This is a genomic window from Picosynechococcus sp. PCC 11901, assembly GCF_005577135.1.
Classification (GTDB): Bacteria; Cyanobacteriota; Cyanobacteriia; order Cyanobacteriales; family MRBY01; genus MRBY01.
Map to the genome: position 1 here is coordinate 2,807,231 of NZ_CP040360.1, position 17,534 is coordinate 2,824,764.

Annotated in this window: 19 protein-coding genes and 1 tRNA gene; 4 read left to right on the forward strand and 16 right to left on the reverse strand. The window is 50.1% G+C overall.

The window, feature by feature from the left end:
- Window positions 1-31 precede the first annotated feature (31 nt).
- From FEK30_RS14565 to grxC, 11 genes are all read right to left on the reverse strand, one after another.
- On the reverse strand, window positions 32-1,447 hold the full coding sequence (locus FEK30_RS14565; RefSeq protein ID WP_138073575.1) for a GTP-binding protein: 1,416 nt from the start codon (window positions 1,445-1,447) through the stop codon (window positions 32-34).
- A gap of 44 nt (window positions 1,448-1,491) precedes the next feature.
- Window positions 1,492-2,130: an LON peptidase substrate-binding domain-containing protein gene (locus FEK30_RS14570; protein ID WP_012307668.1), complete on the reverse strand. Its 639-nt coding sequence runs from the start codon at window positions 2,128-2,130 to the stop codon at window positions 1,492-1,494.
- A gap of 153 nt (window positions 2,131-2,283) precedes the next feature.
- Complete coding sequence (rpsJ, locus tag FEK30_RS14575) at window positions 2,284-2,601, reverse strand: 30S ribosomal protein S10 (RefSeq protein ID WP_002800099.1); 318 nt, start codon at window positions 2,599-2,601, stop codon at window positions 2,284-2,286.
- Window positions 2,602-2,749: 148 nt separating this feature from the next.
- Window positions 2,750-3,979, reverse strand: coding sequence for an elongation factor Tu (tuf, locus tag FEK30_RS14580; RefSeq protein WP_012307669.1), 1,230 nt, complete (start codon window positions 3,977-3,979; stop codon window positions 2,750-2,752).
- A 22-nt stretch (window positions 3,980-4,001) separates the two neighbouring features.
- Window positions 4,002-6,083: an elongation factor G gene (gene fusA, locus FEK30_RS14585; protein WP_138073576.1), complete on the reverse strand. Its 2,082-nt coding sequence runs from the start codon at window positions 6,081-6,083 to the stop codon at window positions 4,002-4,004.
- Between the two features lie 216 nt (window positions 6,084-6,299).
- Complete coding sequence (rpsG, locus tag FEK30_RS14590; protein WP_012307671.1) at window positions 6,300-6,770, reverse strand: 30S ribosomal protein S7; 471 nt, start codon at window positions 6,768-6,770, stop codon at window positions 6,300-6,302.
- A gap of 225 nt (window positions 6,771-6,995) precedes the next feature.
- Entirely contained in the window at window positions 6,996-7,370 is a 375-nt protein-coding gene (rpsL, locus tag FEK30_RS14595; protein ID WP_012307672.1) for a 30S ribosomal protein S12, read from the reverse strand.
- Between the two features lie 82 nt (window positions 7,371-7,452).
- Entirely contained in the window at window positions 7,453-7,782 is a 330-nt protein-coding gene (locus FEK30_RS14600; RefSeq protein WP_138073577.1) for a HesB/IscA family protein, read from the reverse strand.
- A gap of 33 nt (window positions 7,783-7,815) precedes the next feature.
- Complete coding sequence (locus FEK30_RS14605) at window positions 7,816-8,211, reverse strand: phosphomannose isomerase type II C-terminal cupin domain (protein ID WP_138073828.1); 396 nt, start codon at window positions 8,209-8,211, stop codon at window positions 7,816-7,818.
- 52 nt (window positions 8,212-8,263) lie between these two features.
- Window positions 8,264-8,740 (reverse strand): tRNA adenosine(34) deaminase TadA, encoded by a 477-nt coding sequence (tadA, locus tag FEK30_RS14610; protein WP_198158641.1) that lies wholly within the window; start codon window positions 8,738-8,740, stop codon window positions 8,264-8,266.
- Entirely contained in the window at window positions 8,737-9,042 is a 306-nt protein-coding gene (grxC, locus tag FEK30_RS14615; protein ID WP_030006673.1) for a glutaredoxin 3, read from the reverse strand. Before grxC ends, tadA begins: the two co-directional genes overlap by 4 nt.
- A 252-nt stretch (window positions 9,043-9,294) precedes the next feature.
- On the opposite strand from grxC, the gene ahcY reads away from it, so the two are divergent.
- Window positions 9,295-10,671 (forward strand): adenosylhomocysteinase, encoded by a 1,377-nt coding sequence (ahcY, locus tag FEK30_RS14620; RefSeq protein ID WP_065711043.1) that lies wholly within the window; start codon window positions 9,295-9,297, stop codon window positions 10,669-10,671.
- A 73-nt stretch (window positions 10,672-10,744) separates the two neighbouring features.
- On the opposite strand, the gene FEK30_RS14625 is transcribed toward ahcY, so the two are convergent.
- Entirely contained in the window at window positions 10,745-12,010 is a 1,266-nt protein-coding gene (locus FEK30_RS14625; RefSeq protein WP_138073578.1) for a dihydroorotase, read from the reverse strand.
- 165 nt (window positions 12,011-12,175) lie between these two features.
- Between FEK30_RS14625 and ureG the strand changes: the two genes are divergently transcribed.
- Entirely contained in the window at window positions 12,176-12,775 is a 600-nt protein-coding gene (gene ureG / locus FEK30_RS14630) for an urease accessory protein UreG (RefSeq protein WP_138073579.1), read from the forward strand.
- 907 nt (window positions 12,776-13,682) lie between these two features.
- On the opposite strand, the gene FEK30_RS14635 is transcribed toward ureG, so the two are convergent.
- Genes FEK30_RS14635 through clpS form a run of 3 tightly spaced genes read right to left on the reverse strand, consistent with a single transcriptional unit; the run spans window position 13,683 to window position 15,229 of the window.
- Window positions 13,683-14,606 (reverse strand): YegS/Rv2252/BmrU family lipid kinase, encoded by a 924-nt coding sequence (locus FEK30_RS14635; protein ID WP_138073580.1) that lies wholly within the window; start codon window positions 14,604-14,606, stop codon window positions 13,683-13,685.
- Between the two features lie 41 nt (window positions 14,607-14,647).
- A complete protein-coding gene (locus FEK30_RS14640; RefSeq protein ID WP_012307682.1) occupies window positions 14,648-14,935 on the reverse strand; it encodes a DUF2103 domain-containing protein in 288 nt (95 codons plus the stop codon).
- Window positions 14,936-15,229 carry an ATP-dependent Clp protease adapter ClpS gene (gene clpS, locus FEK30_RS14645; RefSeq protein WP_012307683.1) on the reverse strand — a complete coding sequence of 98 codons (294 nt, stop codon included), beginning with the start codon at window positions 15,227-15,229 and terminating at the stop codon, window positions 14,936-14,938.
- A 279-nt stretch (window positions 15,230-15,508) separates the two neighbouring features.
- Between clpS and FEK30_RS14650 the strand changes: the two genes are divergently transcribed.
- Together FEK30_RS14650 and rph are read left to right on the forward strand one after the other, a co-directional pair.
- Window positions 15,509-15,580, forward strand: a tRNA-Lys gene (locus tag FEK30_RS14650).
- A gap of 115 nt (window positions 15,581-15,695) precedes the next feature.
- Window positions 15,696-16,418, forward strand: coding sequence for a ribonuclease PH (rph, locus tag FEK30_RS14655; RefSeq protein WP_138073581.1), 723 nt, complete (start codon window positions 15,696-15,698; stop codon window positions 16,416-16,418).
- A 38-nt stretch (window positions 16,419-16,456) separates the two neighbouring features.
- On the opposite strand, the gene FEK30_RS14660 is transcribed toward rph, so the two are convergent.
- Window positions 16,457-17,374 (reverse strand): tetratricopeptide repeat protein, encoded by a 918-nt coding sequence (locus FEK30_RS14660; protein WP_255447901.1) that lies wholly within the window; start codon window positions 17,372-17,374, stop codon window positions 16,457-16,459.
- Window positions 17,375-17,534 lie beyond the last annotated feature (160 nt).

The window sequence follows — 17,534 nt, forward strand, 5'->3', positions numbered from 1 at the left end:
AATCATGGTAGCGGTGATTTTCTGGGATGCTCTACTGGGGCTGTAATTTGGCCGTGAGTTCCTGGCGTAGTCGGTGCAAAATAGAGTCTCGATCCAAAGATTCAATGATGTTTTTAACGACGACTTTCGGATCAGCGTCCCCCCAGGAACCACCATTGGCTAAATAGGTTTGGGTGCTTTGGCCGATAATTTGGGTCGTGAGTCCGGCGATCGCCCCCTGGGTCACTGCCACAGAAAGATAAGGCATGACCGATAATCCTCCCGTAAGTGGCGCACTAACCCCCAGGGCGGTTTTTAGGGAGCTGAGGCCAAGATTTGCCAACACTTCCCCAAGGCTAATGCCGCCCATACTCAAGACAATTTTCTGGAGCAGGGCGATCGCCTCCCGTTGGTTTAAGGGCAAACCATACCACTGGGCCAAACGAATAATCAGGGCCACATCTACCACCGCCCCACTAAATACATCCACAACTGTCACGGGATTTAAAGCCACAGCAACCGCTTTGGTGAGCATCGCCCGCTCAATGAGGCGATCCGCTGCCTGGGCGCGCAATAGAAGTTTACGTTGGGTCAGTTGGCCATGGAGCCGATCCACAAAGAGCATGGAATTGAGCGCTAAAAGGGCTTTTCCCTCCCGGTCGAGGATTTCAAGAATTTTCAACTTGAGATCAATGACATTCGCGGTTCCCCGTTCCCGAAGGATGTGGCGTTGTCCTGTGGCATCGGTAGTGATTTTGGTGACGAGGGGAGCCGCCGAAACCATGACAATTTCTGCGGGGGAGAGCAATTCTTTCACCCGGCGATCGCAGATGGTTTGGTAAATCAAATCTCGGTCAGTGCTGGGGTATTGATCTACCTTGTTAAAAACCAAGATCATCGGCTTGCCCACGTCCCGGAGTTGGGACAAGGCTTCAAACTCGACCCGTGACATATCTCCAGCGATGACAAACAGCAATAAATCCATTTGCTTGGCAATCAGTTTAGCGAGCTGTTCGCGGGTTTCGCCGTTCACCTCGTCAATACCTGGGGTATCAATCAACTCTAAACGTCCCTGGCCTTCCCGAAAAAAAGTCGCCCGCTGAATTTCGCTATTGGCGATCGCCTCCGTCTGCAATGTCCAAGGCACCTGCTGAATATCCGTCGTGACACCATGGAGGGCCCCGGTCTGAAAAACCTCTTTCCCTAACAGTGCATTTAAGACCGAGGATTTGCCTCGTCCCACCAAACCAAAGGCCGCGATTTGCAGACGGGTTTGTTCTAATTTATCCAGCATCTGTGAAAGCTGGGCAATTTCTCCCTCTAGGCCCTGTTGTTCTGTCTGGGTGAGATCCAGATGTTGCAATGCCTGGCGGAGTACATCCTGGGCGTGTTGGTAATTGATTTCCGTTTGAATCTCTGAAAAGTTGGCGATCGCCCCTTCCAAATCCGTCTGTGACCAGTCCACCATCGCTTTAATACAACTTTTCCATGACTATCTAGGGACAATCTCAGTTATTCAAACACATCTTTCAACGCCGTTCTGGCCGCCAAATGATTTCTTGTAGAAGTCAAAATTTCCACCTCCCGCCGCAATCTTTCCTGGGTGTCTTGTAATTCCAACAGGGCCTGTTGCTCTTCTGCAACGCCATACAAACTACCCGCAATCCAAAAAGACAATTCCCGTGGCAGATCCGGCAATTCCTCCGGTAGTTCTAGATCTTGACCGGCGAGCTTAGCGGATAAACCCACCACATCCATCAACACCTGTTTCGCATCCACCGCCAAAGAAGATAAATTTCCTGTCGTGGGATCATCTTCGATCCATTCCACCAAACCGACCCGGTAGGGCTTTTCACGGACATAATCTAAAACCCGAAATCGCTGTTGGCCAATCGTCAACATTTTCATTCGGCCATCGGGTAATTTTTCACAGTGGACAATTTCTGCGCAACAACCCACATTGGCGATCGTGCCATCAACAGGATTGACCATTAATACCCCAAAACGCCGATCATGCTCCAAAATCGTGTTCATCATAATGCGGTACCGAAACTCAAACACATGGAGCGGTAAAGGCCGCGATGGAAACAGCACCAATTCCGGTAACGGGAAAAGCGGTAGTTCTCGGACAGCAACGGAAAAAGAGGTCATGGGCGGTGACAAATACGATCTGTTTATACTGTAGCGGATATACAAAACCTAAGGGAAACGGAAAGGGTCTTCCCCGAAATAAATTCAGAAAAGACCCAGATTGAATATCATTCAAAGATGACTTTTTTAAGGTTGAAAAATATTGGCCTTAGCCTAGAGTTTCACTTCAATATCTACCCCAGCCGGTAGGTCAAGCTTCATCAAAGCATCAATGGTTTTAGAAGAGGGCTGGTAAATGTCAATAATGCGACGGTGAGTCCGGGTCTCGAAGTGCTCCCGGGAATCTTTATCGACGTGGGGAGAGCGGAGCACACAATAAATTTTACGTTTCGTGGGAAGAGGAATTGGGCCGATCGCCGTTGCGTTGGTACGGTTAGCGGTATCAACAATTTTTTCGCAAGATGTGTCGAGTAGGCGACGGTCAAATGCTTTCAAACGAATCCGGATTTTTTGCTGTTGCAGAGTTGCCATTGTTTTTATTTGTCAAGGTGCAGGATAGATTACAAATCACACGTCGAAAAAGCGGCTGTGTAATTTTACCAAGCTAGGTTTTGAGCCTGAATGGGGAGTAGGCGTATGCTTTAAACCCGCTCCCCACCAGTGAATTCAGCCGTTAGGCTTACTTCAGGATCTTAGAAACGGTACCAGCACCGATAGTGCGGCCACCTTCACGGATTGCAAAACGCATCCCTTGCTCAATGGCAATGGGGTTGATGAGTTCTACGGTCATCTTGATGCGATCGCCAGGCATAACCATTTCAGCGCTGGAGCCATCATCGGCGGTGAAAGCAGAGATGGTGCCAGTTACGTCGGTTGTCCGGACGTAGAACTGAGGACGGTAGTTGGGGAAGAAAGGCGTGTGACGACCACCTTCTTCTTTAGTCAAAACGTAAACCTCAGCTTCGAAGTTGGTATGGGGGGTGATAGAACCGGGCTTAGCAAGGACCATGCCGCGCTCGATATCATCTTTTTGTACACCACGGAGGAGTACACCAACGTTGTCCCCAGCCATCCCTTCATCGAGGGTCTTCTGGAACATTTCAACACCAGTAACGGTGGTGCTGCGGGTGTCTCTGATCCCAACGATTTCGATGGTTTCGCCAACTTTAACGCGACCACGCTCGATCCGACCGGTGGCAACAGTACCACGACCAGTAATGGAGAAGACGTCTTCGACAGCCATCAAGAAAGGCTTGTCAACATCCCGCTCAGGCAGGGGCATATATTCGTCAACGCTATCCATCAGGGCCAAAATTTTGTCAACCCACTTGTCTTCGCCACGCTTGATGTTGGGGTTAGCAACGAGGGCTTCTACAGCCTTGAGCGCAGAACCAGTGGTGATCGGAATATCATCGCCAGGGAAGTCATATTCACTGAGCAATTCACGAACTTCAAGTTCAACCAACTCAAGGAGTTCTTCGTCATCAACTTGGTCTTCTTTGTTCAAGAAAACAACAAGGCTAGGTACACCAACCTGCTTGGCCAAGAGGATGTGTTCACGGGTCTGGGGCATCGGGCCATCGGCTGCAGAAACCACAAGGATACCGCCATCCATCTGTGCTGCACCAGTGATCATGTTTTTCACATAGTCAGCGTGACCAGGGCAGTCAACGTGAGCATAGTGACGATTTTCTGTCTCGTACTCTACGTGGGCAGTGTTGATGGTGATACCACGCGCTTTTTCTTCAGGAGCCGCGTCGATATCTTCATAGCTCTTCGCTTTACCGCCACCTTGAGCCGCTAAGGCCATAGTGATCGCTGCGGTTAGCGTTGTTTTACCGTGGTCAACGTGGCCAACAGTACCAATATTGGCGTGGTCTTTGTTTCTTTCAAACTTAGCGCGTGCCATGAGTTTCGTTATTCCTTAATCGTTAAAAGTTTGCGTTCCCTTTGTTTTTTGCGATGATGGCTTCAGCCACATGGCGAGGCACCTCATCGTAGTTGCTGAATTCCATCGAAAAGATACCACGTCCTTGGGTTTTTGAACGGATATCGGTAGCGTAACCAAACATTTCTGCCAGTGGAACCTTTGCAGAAACCTTAGCCAGGCCTTCTTCGGAATTCATACCTTGGATGTTGCCCCGACGGGCATTGAGGTCACCCATGATGTCACCAAGGAATTCCTCAGGGACTTCGACCTCAACCTGCATGACGGGTTCTAGCACCACGGGAGAGGCCTGGTCAACGGCATTACGGATTGCGATAGAACCGGCAATCTTAAACGCCATCTCTGAGGAATCTACGTCGTGGAAAGAGCCATCAAGCAGGGTGGCTTTGAGATCAATCATCGGGTAGCCTGCGATGATACCAGATTCGCATGCTTCTTTCATCCCCTGTTCTACAGACGGGATGTATTCACGTGGAATGGCACCACCAACAATCTTTGATTCAAACGCAAAGCCACTGCCTTCATCTCCAGGTTCAATCTGGATGACAACATGGCCGTATTGGCCTTTGCCGCCACTCTGACGGATAAATTTACCTTCGGCATCTGCTTTCTGGCGAATTGTCTCCCGGTAGGCGACTTGGGGTTGACCGACATCTGCCTCAACTTTGAATTCTCGCAGCATGCGGTCCACAAGGATTTCGAGGTGAAGTTCTCCCATCCCTGCGATTACTGTTTGGTTGGTCTCCGGATCGACACTGACACGAAAGGTCGGGTCTTCATCGGATAGGGCTTGGAGCGCTTTAGAGAGCTTCTCCATATCTTGTTTGGTCTTCGGCTCGACGGCGACGGAAATGACAGGTTCTGGAATGTAGAGGGATTCGAGGATGATCGGGTCATTTGCCTCGCAGAGGGTGTCACCAGTCATTGTGTCACGCATGCCGATGACGGCACCGAGATCGCCGGCGCGAAGTTCGTCAACTTCAATCCGTTCATTGGATTTGAGGACAATTAGACGAGAAATTCGTTCTTTTTGGTCTTTTGTGGAGTTGTAGACATAGCTGCCTTTTTCGATAACACCGGAGTAGACACGGATAAAACTGAGTCTACCGTAGGGATCAGAGGCAATCTTAAAGGCCAAAGCGGCAAAGGGGGCTTCGTCATCGGCTGGGCGATCGCCTAGGGTGCCATCGGGGAGTTCCCCTTGAATAGGAGGAACATCTAGGGGGGAGGGCAGGTAATCGACAACGGCATCAAGGAGGAGTTGTACGCCTTTGTTTTTAAAGGCAGAGCCACACAACAGGGGAACAATCGTCCCGGCAATGGTTCCTTGCCGGAGTGCGGCCATGATTTCTGCTTCGGTAAAGGCTTCTCCTTCTAGATATTTTTCCAGGAGGCTTTCGTCACTCTCGGCGATCGCCTCGATCATAATCGTGCGATATTCAGCGGCTTTATCCTGTAGTTCTGCGGGAATTTCTGTAATTTCAATATCCTGACCAATATCATCTTTGTAGATATGGGCCCGCATTTTCACCAGGTCAATGATGCCTTGAAATTCGCTTTCGGTACCAATGGGAATCTGAATCGCGATGGCATTGGCTTTGAGGCGATCGCGGATTTGTTCGTAAACTTTAAAGAAATTTGCGCCGGTGCGGTCCATCTTATTGACGAAGGCAATCCGGGGCACGCGGTACCGGTCAGCCTGACGCCAAACGGTTTCTGATTGGGGTTGCACACCACCAACGGAACAAAAAACTGCGATTACACCATCGAGCACCCGCATCGAGCGCTCTACTTCAATCGTGAAATCAACGTGTCCAGGGGTGTCAATAATATTAACTTTGTGGTTACGCCAGCTCGTGCTGATCGCGGCAGCGGTAATTGTAATACCCCGCTCCCGTTCTTGTTCCATCCAGTCGGTCACTGCGTTGCCATCGTGAACCTCTCCGATCTTGTGGACAATCCCGGAGTAGAACAAAATTCTTTCAGTTGTCGTGGTTTTACCCGCATCAATATGCGCGGCAATGCCAATGTTACGGACTTGTTCTAGGGCGATGCTACGTGGCACGATGACCTCCTGCAAACTGATTTTCTAAAGGCGATCGCACAATCAAAAAAAATCTCTTTAAAGTGTGCGCGCCGAAAAATGATGATGAAAACAGTTGCTTAATACTTCTTAGCAATGGCGACTCATTATTATAGTCTTGCTGTTTCGTTTCGTCTAGCACCGGGGGATTTTTTGTTGTGAAAAACAAACTGAAATCTTCCCCGGCATAGATTGTTTTTAGTAGCGGTAGTGAGCGAAAGCCTTGTTCGCTTCTGCCATCCGGTGGGTATCTTCCCGCTTCTTGATGGCGCCGCCCGTTTCGTTGGCTGCATCCATCAATTCGTTGGCAAGCTTGATCGCCATGCTTTTACCGGAGCGTTGCCGAGCATAACCGATTAACCAACGGAGGGCCAAAGCAGTACCCCGGCCTTGGCGGACTTCCATGGGCACCTGGTAGGTTGCGCCACCAACACGACGGGCCTTAACTTCCACGAGGGGAGTCAGGTTACGGATTGCTGTTTCAAAGACTTCGATGGGATCGCTGCCAGTTCTTTCTTTGATGATGTCGAGGGCATCGTAAACAATCCGTGCTGCCAAGGATTTTTTGCCGCTTTTCATCACACGGCGGATAGTCATGCTGAGAAGACGGTTGTTGTACACGGCATCAGGCGGCACAACACGCTTTTTAGTAACTGAGCGACGAGACATATTTTTCTATGCTTTTACAGATAGAGGGTTTTCTTAGGGTGGTTGCGCTAGGTGGCCTAGGCGCGATTTTTAAAATAGGGGCAGCAATTTTATATAAATGGAACACTCCACCGGTAGTCGTGAGCTTTGGGAGGTTCGCAACAAGCTTAAATAAATTCAATGGAGAATCTAAATTCTGGGAAAAATTGGCGATCGCAACTCTTGCCAATCATTCAACCGGATAGATTACTCTTTAGGACGCTTAGCACCATATTTGGAGCGGCCTTGCTTCCGATCCTTAACGCCAGTCGCGTCGAGGGTACCACGGACAATGTGATAACGGACACCAGGTAAATCCTTCACACGACCGCCCCGGATGAGGACGACGGAGTGTTCTTGGAGGTTGTGGCCGATGCCAGGAATGTAAGCGGTTACTTCAAAGCCAGAAGTCAAACGTACACGAGCCACCTTCCGAAGCGCAGAGTTCGGCTTCTTGGGGGTGGTGGTGTACACACGGGTGCAAACGCCACGACGCTGGGGGCATTGCTTAAGAGCGGGGGACTTAGTCTTTTTCTTGAGCTTGTAGCGCTCTGAACGAATAAGCTGTTGGATAGTTGGCATGGACAATTGCCCTACGCGGATGGTTTAACGTAGGTCATTAACATTGACAAATTACAATCTTAGTGACAAAGATCGGCTACTGTCAAGGTTCTTTCTGAAAGGACTGACCACAGTTGCAGGTTTTGATTGTGTGGGGATTTTTAAACCGAAAGCTTCCCCCCATTAAATCTTCGGAGTAGTCAATGCTGAGGTCTTTGAGCTGCTCGGCATCATCGTGATTAATCAAGATGTTGATGTTGCGGATCGTTTCTTGGTGATCGCCGCTCTGGGGTTCAGCATCTAGAGAAAATTGGTAGATGTAGTCTAAACAGCCGCCAGACTGCACAGTGATCCGGAGATAACTATCAGTCGCTTGGCGACTACGCTGGATACGTTTAATTTCTTGGGCGGCGCTCGGAGTGATTTGAATCATTTCAAAAAAAGAAAAGCCAATGGTAACCAAGCTCTACTGGCGAGCATAGTCATCCTGGAAGCGAATAATATCATCTTCGCCCAGGTACTCACCATTCTGCACTTCGATCAAGATCAAGGGCACAACGCCAGGATTTTGGAGGCGATGCTTGGTACAGGCCGGGACGTAGGTGGATTGGTTTGGGGTCAGGAGTTCAGTTTTGTCGCCACATTCAACGTGGGCCGTTCCAGACACAACGATCCAATGTTCACTACGATGGTGGTGCATCTGGAGACTGAGGCGATGACCGGGTTTCACTTCGATGCGTTTGATTTTGTAGCCTGGCCCTTCATCGAGAACCGTAAAAGTACCCCAGGGTCGAGAATCAGTGGGGCATGGTTGAGTTTGGGCCGTGGTGGTAGAGCTGCTGGATTGTCCCGTCAAGATCATGGGCACTCAAAAACCGTAGATGACAACATGAATACTTGCCTCCCATTATGCGTCAGGGACGGCAATTGTGTTGAAACCAATTCTGGAGAAGTTGCCGACATTCCATTGCTGCGATCCCGCCAAGAACTGGGAAAGAATGATTAGAAAAGGGAGCATCGGGAAAATTAGCCATACTGCGTAGAGCGCCTGTTTTCGGATCATCAGCACCATAAACGACTTGCTTAAGACGGCTGTGAATCATCGCTCCGGCACACATGGGACAGGGTTCGAGGGTGACATAGAGGGTGCAGTCCTGGAGATGCCAATCTTGGCGCATCTGGCTGGCAGCACGGATCACCAGAATTTCGGCGTGGGCGGTGGGATCTTGGGTTTTTTCTTTACGATTACCACTCTGGGCAAGGCATTGATTTTTGCCATCAACAATCACAGCACCGACGGGGATTTCTCCAGATTGTCCGGCAACTTTTGCGAGGGCGATCGCCTTTTGCATCCAGTGATAATGGCGTTGATATTCTGCTTGGGTAATCACTGGCGTAGTAATACGTTTAGTTCGCCTTTTTGTTCAAGGGCAAATAAATCTGTACAACCGCCGATGTGGGCGTTATTGATGAAAATCTGGGGGACAGTACGCTTGCCATTGGCCCGCTCTGCCATTTTTTTACGGGCAATCTCATCCCCATCAATTTTGTATTCCGTGAAATGTACCCCTTTAAAAAAGAGCAACATTTTCGCTGCAATGCAGTAGGGACAAGTCCGCCAAGTATAAATTTCAACCTTGGCATGAATCCCCGTTGCTTTTTTTCCAAATAGCGACTTCAGGCAATTAAACATTTTTGACGTTCTCCCATACCCCTAATTATTGCTTTGCCGCCAATTATGCCCATTTACACTCAACATGGGACTGACAAAGTCAATGGACTTAAGGTTAAACTTTAGAATACTTTAAACACTGCTGATCCTAAGGGAAAATTCTATCTGAGCCATGCGAGCGAGTGGCATGATTACCGGATCGATATATTTCTAGATCAGCCACAATATATTTTTAATCACTTTTCTCTGGACATTAAACTCAACAGCAAAACTATGAGCACTTCAACCCTCACCCGTGACTACAAGGTCGCCGATATTAATTTGGCAAGCTGGGGCCGCAAGGAAATTGCGATCGCCGAAGGCGAAATGCCCGCCCTCATGACCATCCGGAAAAAATACAGTGCAAGCAAGCCCTTAGCTGGGGCAAAGATTATTGGCTGTATCCACATGACCATTCAGACGGCGGTGCTGATTGAAACCCTGGTCGAACTAGGGGCCGAAGTGCGTTGGTCATCCTGTAATATTTTCTCTACCCAAGACCATGCCGCAGCGGCGATCGCCGAGGCAGGCGTACCCGTCTTTGCGTGGAAAGGGGAAACCGAAGAAGAATACATGTGGTGCATTGAGCAGACCTGCCGCACCCCTGACGGCGAACTTTGGGATGCCAATATGATCCTCGACGATGGTGGTGACCTGACAGGCTACATCCACACTACCTATCCCGAAATGCTCTCCCGCATCCATGGCGTCACTGAAGAGACCACCACTGGTGTCCATCGTCTCTACGAAATGCTCGAAAAGGGCGAACTAAAAATCCCCGCCATTAACGTTAACGACTCCGTTACCAAGGCGAAAAACGACAACAAGTATGGGTGCCGCCACAGCTTAAACGATGCGATTAAACGCGCCACTGACCACCTCCTCGCCGGGAAAAAAGCCCTGGTGATTGGGTATGGCGATGTGGGCAAAGGCTCGGCTGCGTCCCTCCGTCAGGAAGGCATGATCGTCAAGGTCACTGAAGTTGACCCCATCTGCGCGATGCAGGCTTGTATGGATGGATTTGAAGTGGTTTCACCCTTCGTTAACGGCATCAACAATGGGCCAGAAAGCATCAATAAAGATCTCTTGGCGAATACGGATCTCTTGGTGACGGCCACCGGTAACTTTAATGTTTGCGATGCCAACATGCTCGCTGCCCTAAAGCCCAGTGCAGTGGTTTGCAACATTGGTCACTTTGATAATGAGATTGACACTGCTTACATGCGGAAAAACTGGCAGTGGGAAGAAATCAAGCCCCAAGTTCATAAGGTTTATCGCAGTGATGATCCCCAGGACTTTTTGATTCTCTTGGCGGAAGGTCGTTTGGTCAACCTGGGGAATGCGACGGGGCACCCCTCCCGGATTATGGATGGTTCGTTTGCTAACCAAGTTCTCGCGCAAATGTTCTTGTTTGAGCGCCAGTTTGCCAACCAAGATCCCAGTGAACGCAAGATTACGGTTGAGGTATTACCGAAGCATCTCGATGAAGAAGTGGCTCGCTACATGGTGCAAGGTTTTGGCGGTGTAATCACCCAACTCACCCAAACCCAAGCGGACTACATCCATGTGCCTGTGGCAGGGCCTTTCAAAACGGAAAGCTACAAGTACTAAAGCTTGATTTCTTTTTAACTTGAATAAATATGACAGGGGTTGACCCAGATCAACCCCTTTTTGATGGCGGGTTTTAACCTAAAAATGTCTTGATCACTTTGCCCGTGAGCGTTTTTTGCCACCAAGGGGTATTGGTCTGGGGACAGTGGAGATTTTCGTGGTTAACCTGCCAGGTTTTGCTGGGGTCAAAAAGGATTAGGGGTTGGCAATTTTCGGGAGTAATCGCCTTTATTTCCTGACCTAAGCATTTCTGGGGATTGGTACTGAGAGCTTGCCAGAGTTGAATCGGTTGCCATTCTTGGGAGACAACAAAATTTTGCCAGAGGATTGGCAGGGCAATTTCTAAACCAATCACGCCGGGAGGGGCTTCGGCAAAGCTGACGGTTTTTTCTTCGTAGAGATAGGGTTGGTGGTCAATGGCGATCGCCTCAATGACACCAGTTTTCACCCCCTCGATTAAAGCCTGTTGATCTTCGGGATTACCAAGGGGCGGATCTAGGCGGAGATTCGGGTCATAGGTGCTGAGGGCCTTCGTATTCCAGAGGAGGTGCATCCAAGAAACACTGGCAGTAATTGGCAATCCCCGTTGTTTGGCTTCCGCAATTAAGGCGACCCCCCGGGCGGTGGAGATGCGCATGAGATGGACAGGGGTTTTCAGTTCGGCCACCAGTTCACAGATCGAGGCGATCGCCGTGGTTTCTACTGAGACTAATTCTTCCACCAGACCATAAGCTAAACTCGCTTTGCCGTAGCGGGCCGTGCCCCCGTTATGGAGGGCTAAATTTTGCGGGTAGAGGGCGATGGGTCGGTGATGGGGGCGTAAATATTCGAGGGTACGCCGTAGCAGAAGCCAATTGTTTAACGCTTGGCCGTCGCTAAATCCGGCAATGTTTGCGGCTGCGAGTTCTCCTAATTCCGTGAGGCCTTCCCCTTGGCATTTTTTCGTCAGGGCAGCCCAGGGTAAAAAATTTGGTTTGGGGCCGGGTAATTGCTGGAGGAGTTGTTGAAAGCTTTGCAGTTGGCCAAGATTATCGAGGGGAGGCTGGGTATTCGGCAAAATGCCCACTTGGGTAAACCCCCCCGCGAGGGCACCTTGGGCGAGTTGCTTTAATGTTTCGCGGGATTCGTACCCAGGTTCGCTACTGTGGCTATAAAGATCCACTAAACCGGGCGCCAGGATTAGATCTGCGGCTTCGATGGATTCTACTGCGGCGGGGAGATCTGACAATTGGGGGGCGATCGCCTGGAGCTGACCATCCTTAAACCAGACATCTTGGCGATGATCCAAGTTGGCCACGGGATCCAGAACCCGCACCTGCCGTAAAACAACGTTATCCATTGCCGCGCTTACCACCGAAATATTCCCCTTCCATGAAAATCTGTCCCCCATTCTACTGTTTCTGCCCCAAATCCCCCTGGACTTTGTGAAATTCAACAACATTTACGACAAAAGCGAATCGGTCTCACTATGATGATTTTGTGGTGATTTTGGAGTGAATCAAAAATGAGTGCATTGCGAGTGGGCATTGCGGGGCCAGTGGGGTCAGGGAAAACAGCCCTTTTGGATGCCCTATGTAAGGCGCTACGCGACCAATATGCGATCGCCGTCGTCACCAATGACATTTACACCAAAGAAGACGCCCAGTTTTTAACCCGCTCCGGCGCACTTCCCCCAGAACGCATTATGGGAGTTGAAACAGGGGGCTGTCCCCACACGGCAATCCGCGAAGATGCGTCCCTCAATTTGGCGGCGATCGCCGAACTCGAAGAAAAATTTCAGCCCTTAACCCTGATGTTCGTTGAAAGTGGGGGCGATAATCTGGCGGCGACCTTTAGCCCAGAACTCGTGGATGTAACGATCTATGTGATTGACGTGGCCGCAGGTGACAAAATTCCCCGTAAAGGTGGCCCTGGTATCACTAAATCGGATCTGTTGGTGATTAACAAAATCGATTTAGCCCCAGCGGTGGGTGCTGACCTAGATGTGATGGATCGCGATGCAAAAAAAATGCGGGGGGATAAGCCCTTTATTTTTACCAATCTCAAGACCCAAACTGGCTTAGAGGCGGTGCTTATTTTCATCAAAAAACATATTCTTGAGTAGCGTAAAAAACAAAATAATTCTAATTTAAAGAACTAATTTGTTTGTCTCCCAAATGAATTTATAAGTATTTTTAAAATTGCTTTTGATGGCATTTTCACATAACCATCCAACTCAAACAATGGTGGCTTTTGGGGCGATTTGAAAAGCAAAAGAAGCCTCTTTTAATGATGTCCTACTTTTTTGCCTGGTTTATCGGTTTTTGGTTCATTCTCTTTGGGGGAATGCTCCTTAAAGCAACTATTGGTCAGCAACTACGTCCTTTACTGAGCTACCGTAAGCCTCCCCTGGGCCAAATTCGCCCTGGTGAGAAAATTTATTTTCAGGGACAATATAGCGTTGGCAAAAGTATTCTTTCTCCCTTAACAAAAACGACTTGTCTAAGATGGCAATTGATGGTGATAGAAACGCGAGGAAAACAATCAATACGCCTCATCGATCAAACTTCTAAAAGCACTTTTTTTGTCGCCGATCAACAACAAATCCTAGAAGTGCTCCCCCGTCAGCAACACTCTGGTACGGCGATCGCCATCGGAAAAAGTCGGGTTGTGCTGTCGTCTCCCCAGCAGGAACTGGATAACTACGTGGGCCTCGGCAAATGCCATTACCAAGTGCAGCAAAACATTTTCATGCCCCTCAAAGATCCCCAGGCGATCGCCTTTTTAGAAGCGAATCACATTAACCCCAGAGGCCCCCTGGGAAATCGTCGGGGGCTAGTTTTGCGGGAATACATTTGGGTGGCGGGGGATCCGGTTTACATCTATGGCAAGCTGATCCGGCGTGATCGCCAGCACAAAATCCTTATCCCTTGGGTGATTAGCCACCAACCCCGCGCCCGGATTGTGGTTATTTTGGGGAGTTTGGGGTTAATCGGCCTGAGTTTATTAATTGCAGGGATTACGGTGATTCTTCAGGGGGGGGTTGCCGCTTTAGGGGGAAGCTGCACCCAGAGGCTCCGGGGTACCGCCGCGAACTGGGCCATGGTTATTTCCTCTAGCAATTCTCCGTCTAAGAGTAGAGCCTGGGGCGACATGGTGGTTACTGTTAACTCGGCGGTGCGCCAAGATTGGATATGGGGATGATCAGCGGGATTGTCTTGGAGAGCTGCCTGGAACAATTCGTAGGACGCACTGAGCAAACCAAAAAGCTCTCCCTCGTCAGCCATGGTGAGAACGGTGACATCGAGTAGGGCATCTTGACCCGAGGCCCCGCCCGTTCCCTGGGCCAAAATTGAAGTGCTGGGGGCCAAGTTCGCTACGGTGATCGCGAGCACGTCATCAAAGGTCTGTTGGCGATCGCCAAAATCGAGGGTCGCCTGGAAGGGTTGCAGCTTTTGCAGTTGTTGTACCGCCGTGGACAAATAGGCAAAGAAACCAAACCGTTGTTTACTATCCCGGTCAGTTTCGCCAATGGTCGCCGCCTCTAGGCCAATCCCAGCCAAAAGAATCATCGGTTGACCATTGCAGGTGGCGCAGTCGATCTGTTGGGGCTGTCCCTGCAAAATCACATCACAGGCTTGGTCGATAGCTGTGGGAATATCCAAAGCCGCCGCGAAGGCATTGGCCGTCCCCCGGGGAATAACGGCCAGGGGAATATTATTGTGCATCAAAACTGTCGCCACCGCTGAAACAGTGCCGTCGCCCCCAGACGCAATGATGAGATCAGCTCCCTGGGCGATCGCCGTTTCTGCCAAGGCCGTTGCACTTTCTTCGGGGGAGGTAAATTGAACCTCAAGCTCAACCTGATCGAGGAGCTTGGCTCGAATTTGTTCCAGTTCCTGGGGGGCATGGCCCGCACCGGATACCGGATTAAAAATGAGATGCACTTTTTTCATCGTGTTCTACGAGGGGATATGAAAAGTTCGCCCTAGACTTCCTAGAGTACCGTGGCGATCGCCGCTTGGAGTTGTTCCTGGGCGAGGTCAGTAATGATAAAAACCTCCTGGACCGATTTTCCCTTGCGGGCAATGACCTTAAAGCCCCCTTGCAATGGCACAGACACCCGCAGTTTCAACCGGGGAATATTGCCTCTGGTTCGACTGAGGGCGCCGGGTGTGATCGTGCGAATCCCCTCACAGTTGACTAATTTTTCGAGCACTGGGATCAGCCCCTCAATGTGGGTCGAATGATTCCAAACGAGTCTTCCTTTTTCCTCTGATGCCATCTATGCCGCCTCAAGGGGAGCCATGGTCAAACCTTCCCGTCGCAATTGTTGGTGATAAAGTTCCGCTGGTTCCTGGGGGCCGACCCAGACAATGGCCTGACCGTCGAAATGCACTTGATTGGTTAAATTCCAAGCTTGATCCGCCGTCATATTCGGGATGTAGGTCATTAAACAATGGGCAACATGCTCAAAGGTGTTGAAATCATCGTTGAGGACAATCACCTTAAAGTTTGGGTAAGGCTTACGGACTGTTTGGCGATCGCTTTCTTTGAGAATGCCGGGAGCAGGGGCCATGGTAACCGAATCAATCCTTTGGGATAGACGAAGAACGTTAAAACAAATGTGTAAAAAAATTTATGACAGAAGCATTTGGTTTAGTAACCAGAATCACTTCCTCTGGGGGCAAAAGTTGCGCCGATAATGCCCTTTATTCTAGAGAGAACCCCCCTGCTTGACAAGATGTGGGTGGCCCATTGACTCGGTTGGCGACATTTTTCAGAAAAAAGTTAACGCAAAACCTTGCGCTTTCAAAAATTCGGTGCTACATTGTATAACTGTGTTGAAAAGCACGACGGGTCGTTAGCTCAGCGGTAGAGCACTCGGCTTTTAACCGATTGGCCCAGAGTTCGAATCTCTGACGACCCATTTTTTAGGAAGTCCTGCAAGCATCACGTTTGTGGGACTTCCTCATTTTTTGCTCTACATAGCCTTTGGGAAAGGTTCCGGTATGATGGGCTGTGTTTGTGTTTTTGAGTAAGCTATGGTTTGGCAGCGTCCGGATAATCGATTCTTCGATCAACTGCGTCCCTTTAAGTTTGAGCTAGATTTTACAAAATTTGCCCAAGCTTCTGTTTTAACAAGCTGTGGCGATACCAAGGTTTTGTGTACGGTTTCCGTAGAGGAAGGGGTGCCGCCATTTTTACGGGATAGTGGCCAAGGCTGGCTCACCGCAGAATATCGGATGATGCCCGGCGCAACCCCAGAACGGCAACGGCGCGAGTTTATGAAATTGTCGGGGCGCACCCAGGAAATTCAACGGCTGATCGGCCGCAGTTTACGGGCGGCAATCGATCTCAAGGCTTTGGGTGAGCGGACAATTACCATCGATGCGGATGTGCTCCAGGCCGATGGGGGAACACGGACCACGGCAATCACAGGGGGTTATGTGGGCTTGGCGATCGCCTGTGAGCGTTTAGTCAAGGCGGGCATCCTAGGGAAATCGCCGATTATTGCCCCAGTGGCAGCCATTTCCGTGGGTCTCATAGCCGGGCAAGCTTACCTCGATTTGAATTACCTCGAAGATGTGGCGGCGGATGTGGATTTCAATGTGGTGATGATCGGCGGCCAGGCGTTAAATCTCATCGAAGTGCAGGGCACCGCCGAGGCAGGCAGTTATAACCGCGCCCAACTGAATCAAATTCTCGATGTTGCAGAAAAAGGGATTCAAACCATTATGACCCTACAAACAAAAGCCATTCACTAATGGATTTTTTGGGAAAAGGCGATCGCCTATTTCTGACCCTACTGCGGATTTTGAAGTTGTTGCCGTAGGGTTTGAACTGCTTCTAGCCAGGGAGCCTGTTGCTGCTGGCCGTAGAGGGAATGGGCATAGTCCAACAGGGGCATCGCGGCGGCACGTTGGTTATTTCTGATCAGAAGTTGGGCCGCCGCAAAGTAGGCATTGGCGTAGGTTGGGTCCCGCTCACTACTGTCCCGAAAAGCGGCGAGGGCTTCCGAAAAATCCCCCCGCTGGGTGAGCAAACGTCCCTGGAGATAATGCACAGCGGCGAGGTTCGGCTGATTTTGCAAGAGATCTTGGATCAAGGGTTGGGCTGCTTCGGGGCGCTCGCCGGCGAGGTATAGCTCTGCCAGTTGGATGGTGGCGTCAGGAAAATTAGGGGCTAATTCACGGGCCCTTTGCCACGCTTGGATGGCGGCGTCCCGGTTGCCCTGGTGACGCTGAATTAAGCCGAGGTTGTAATGGGCGATCGCCAAATTGGGATCTAAAGTTAAAGCCCGCCGCAGATAGGTTTCTGCCTGGGGCCAATTTTGACTATCAATGAGCACGCCCCCCAGATTGCCATAGGCCACCGCAAAATTAGGCTGGAGGGCAATGGTTTCGCTAAAAGCCTGGGCTGCGCCTGGTAAATCACCCCGTTGCCCCAGGGCTAAACCCAGATTGTAATGGGCCTGCCACAGGAGCGGATCAAGGGCGATCGCCTGTTGAAATTGCGCGATCGCCCCGTCTAAATTTCCCCGTTGGATCAGGGCTAATCCCTCACTGAGCTTGGCTTTGGCTGCCGGAGTTGTTGGGGTAATACTCGGCCATGTTTGCGGCACTGAAGTCTGGGGAACATCTTGGGCGATCGCCCCTCCCCTCGGCCAACCCACCAAGATCAGCGCGATCAAAACATTGCGAAGCGTAAACAAATTCAGCACAGATTTACAGATATTTATCCAACTTAAACTTAAACGCAAAATACCTTACGAGACATATCAGTTTTACGCGGCAGGCTGCCAAACGGCGTTAGGCTTACCACTAGGGCGTATCTTGTCCCTCTTACCCAAGAAGATTAGCTTTTCCCATAAGTTCCAGCGT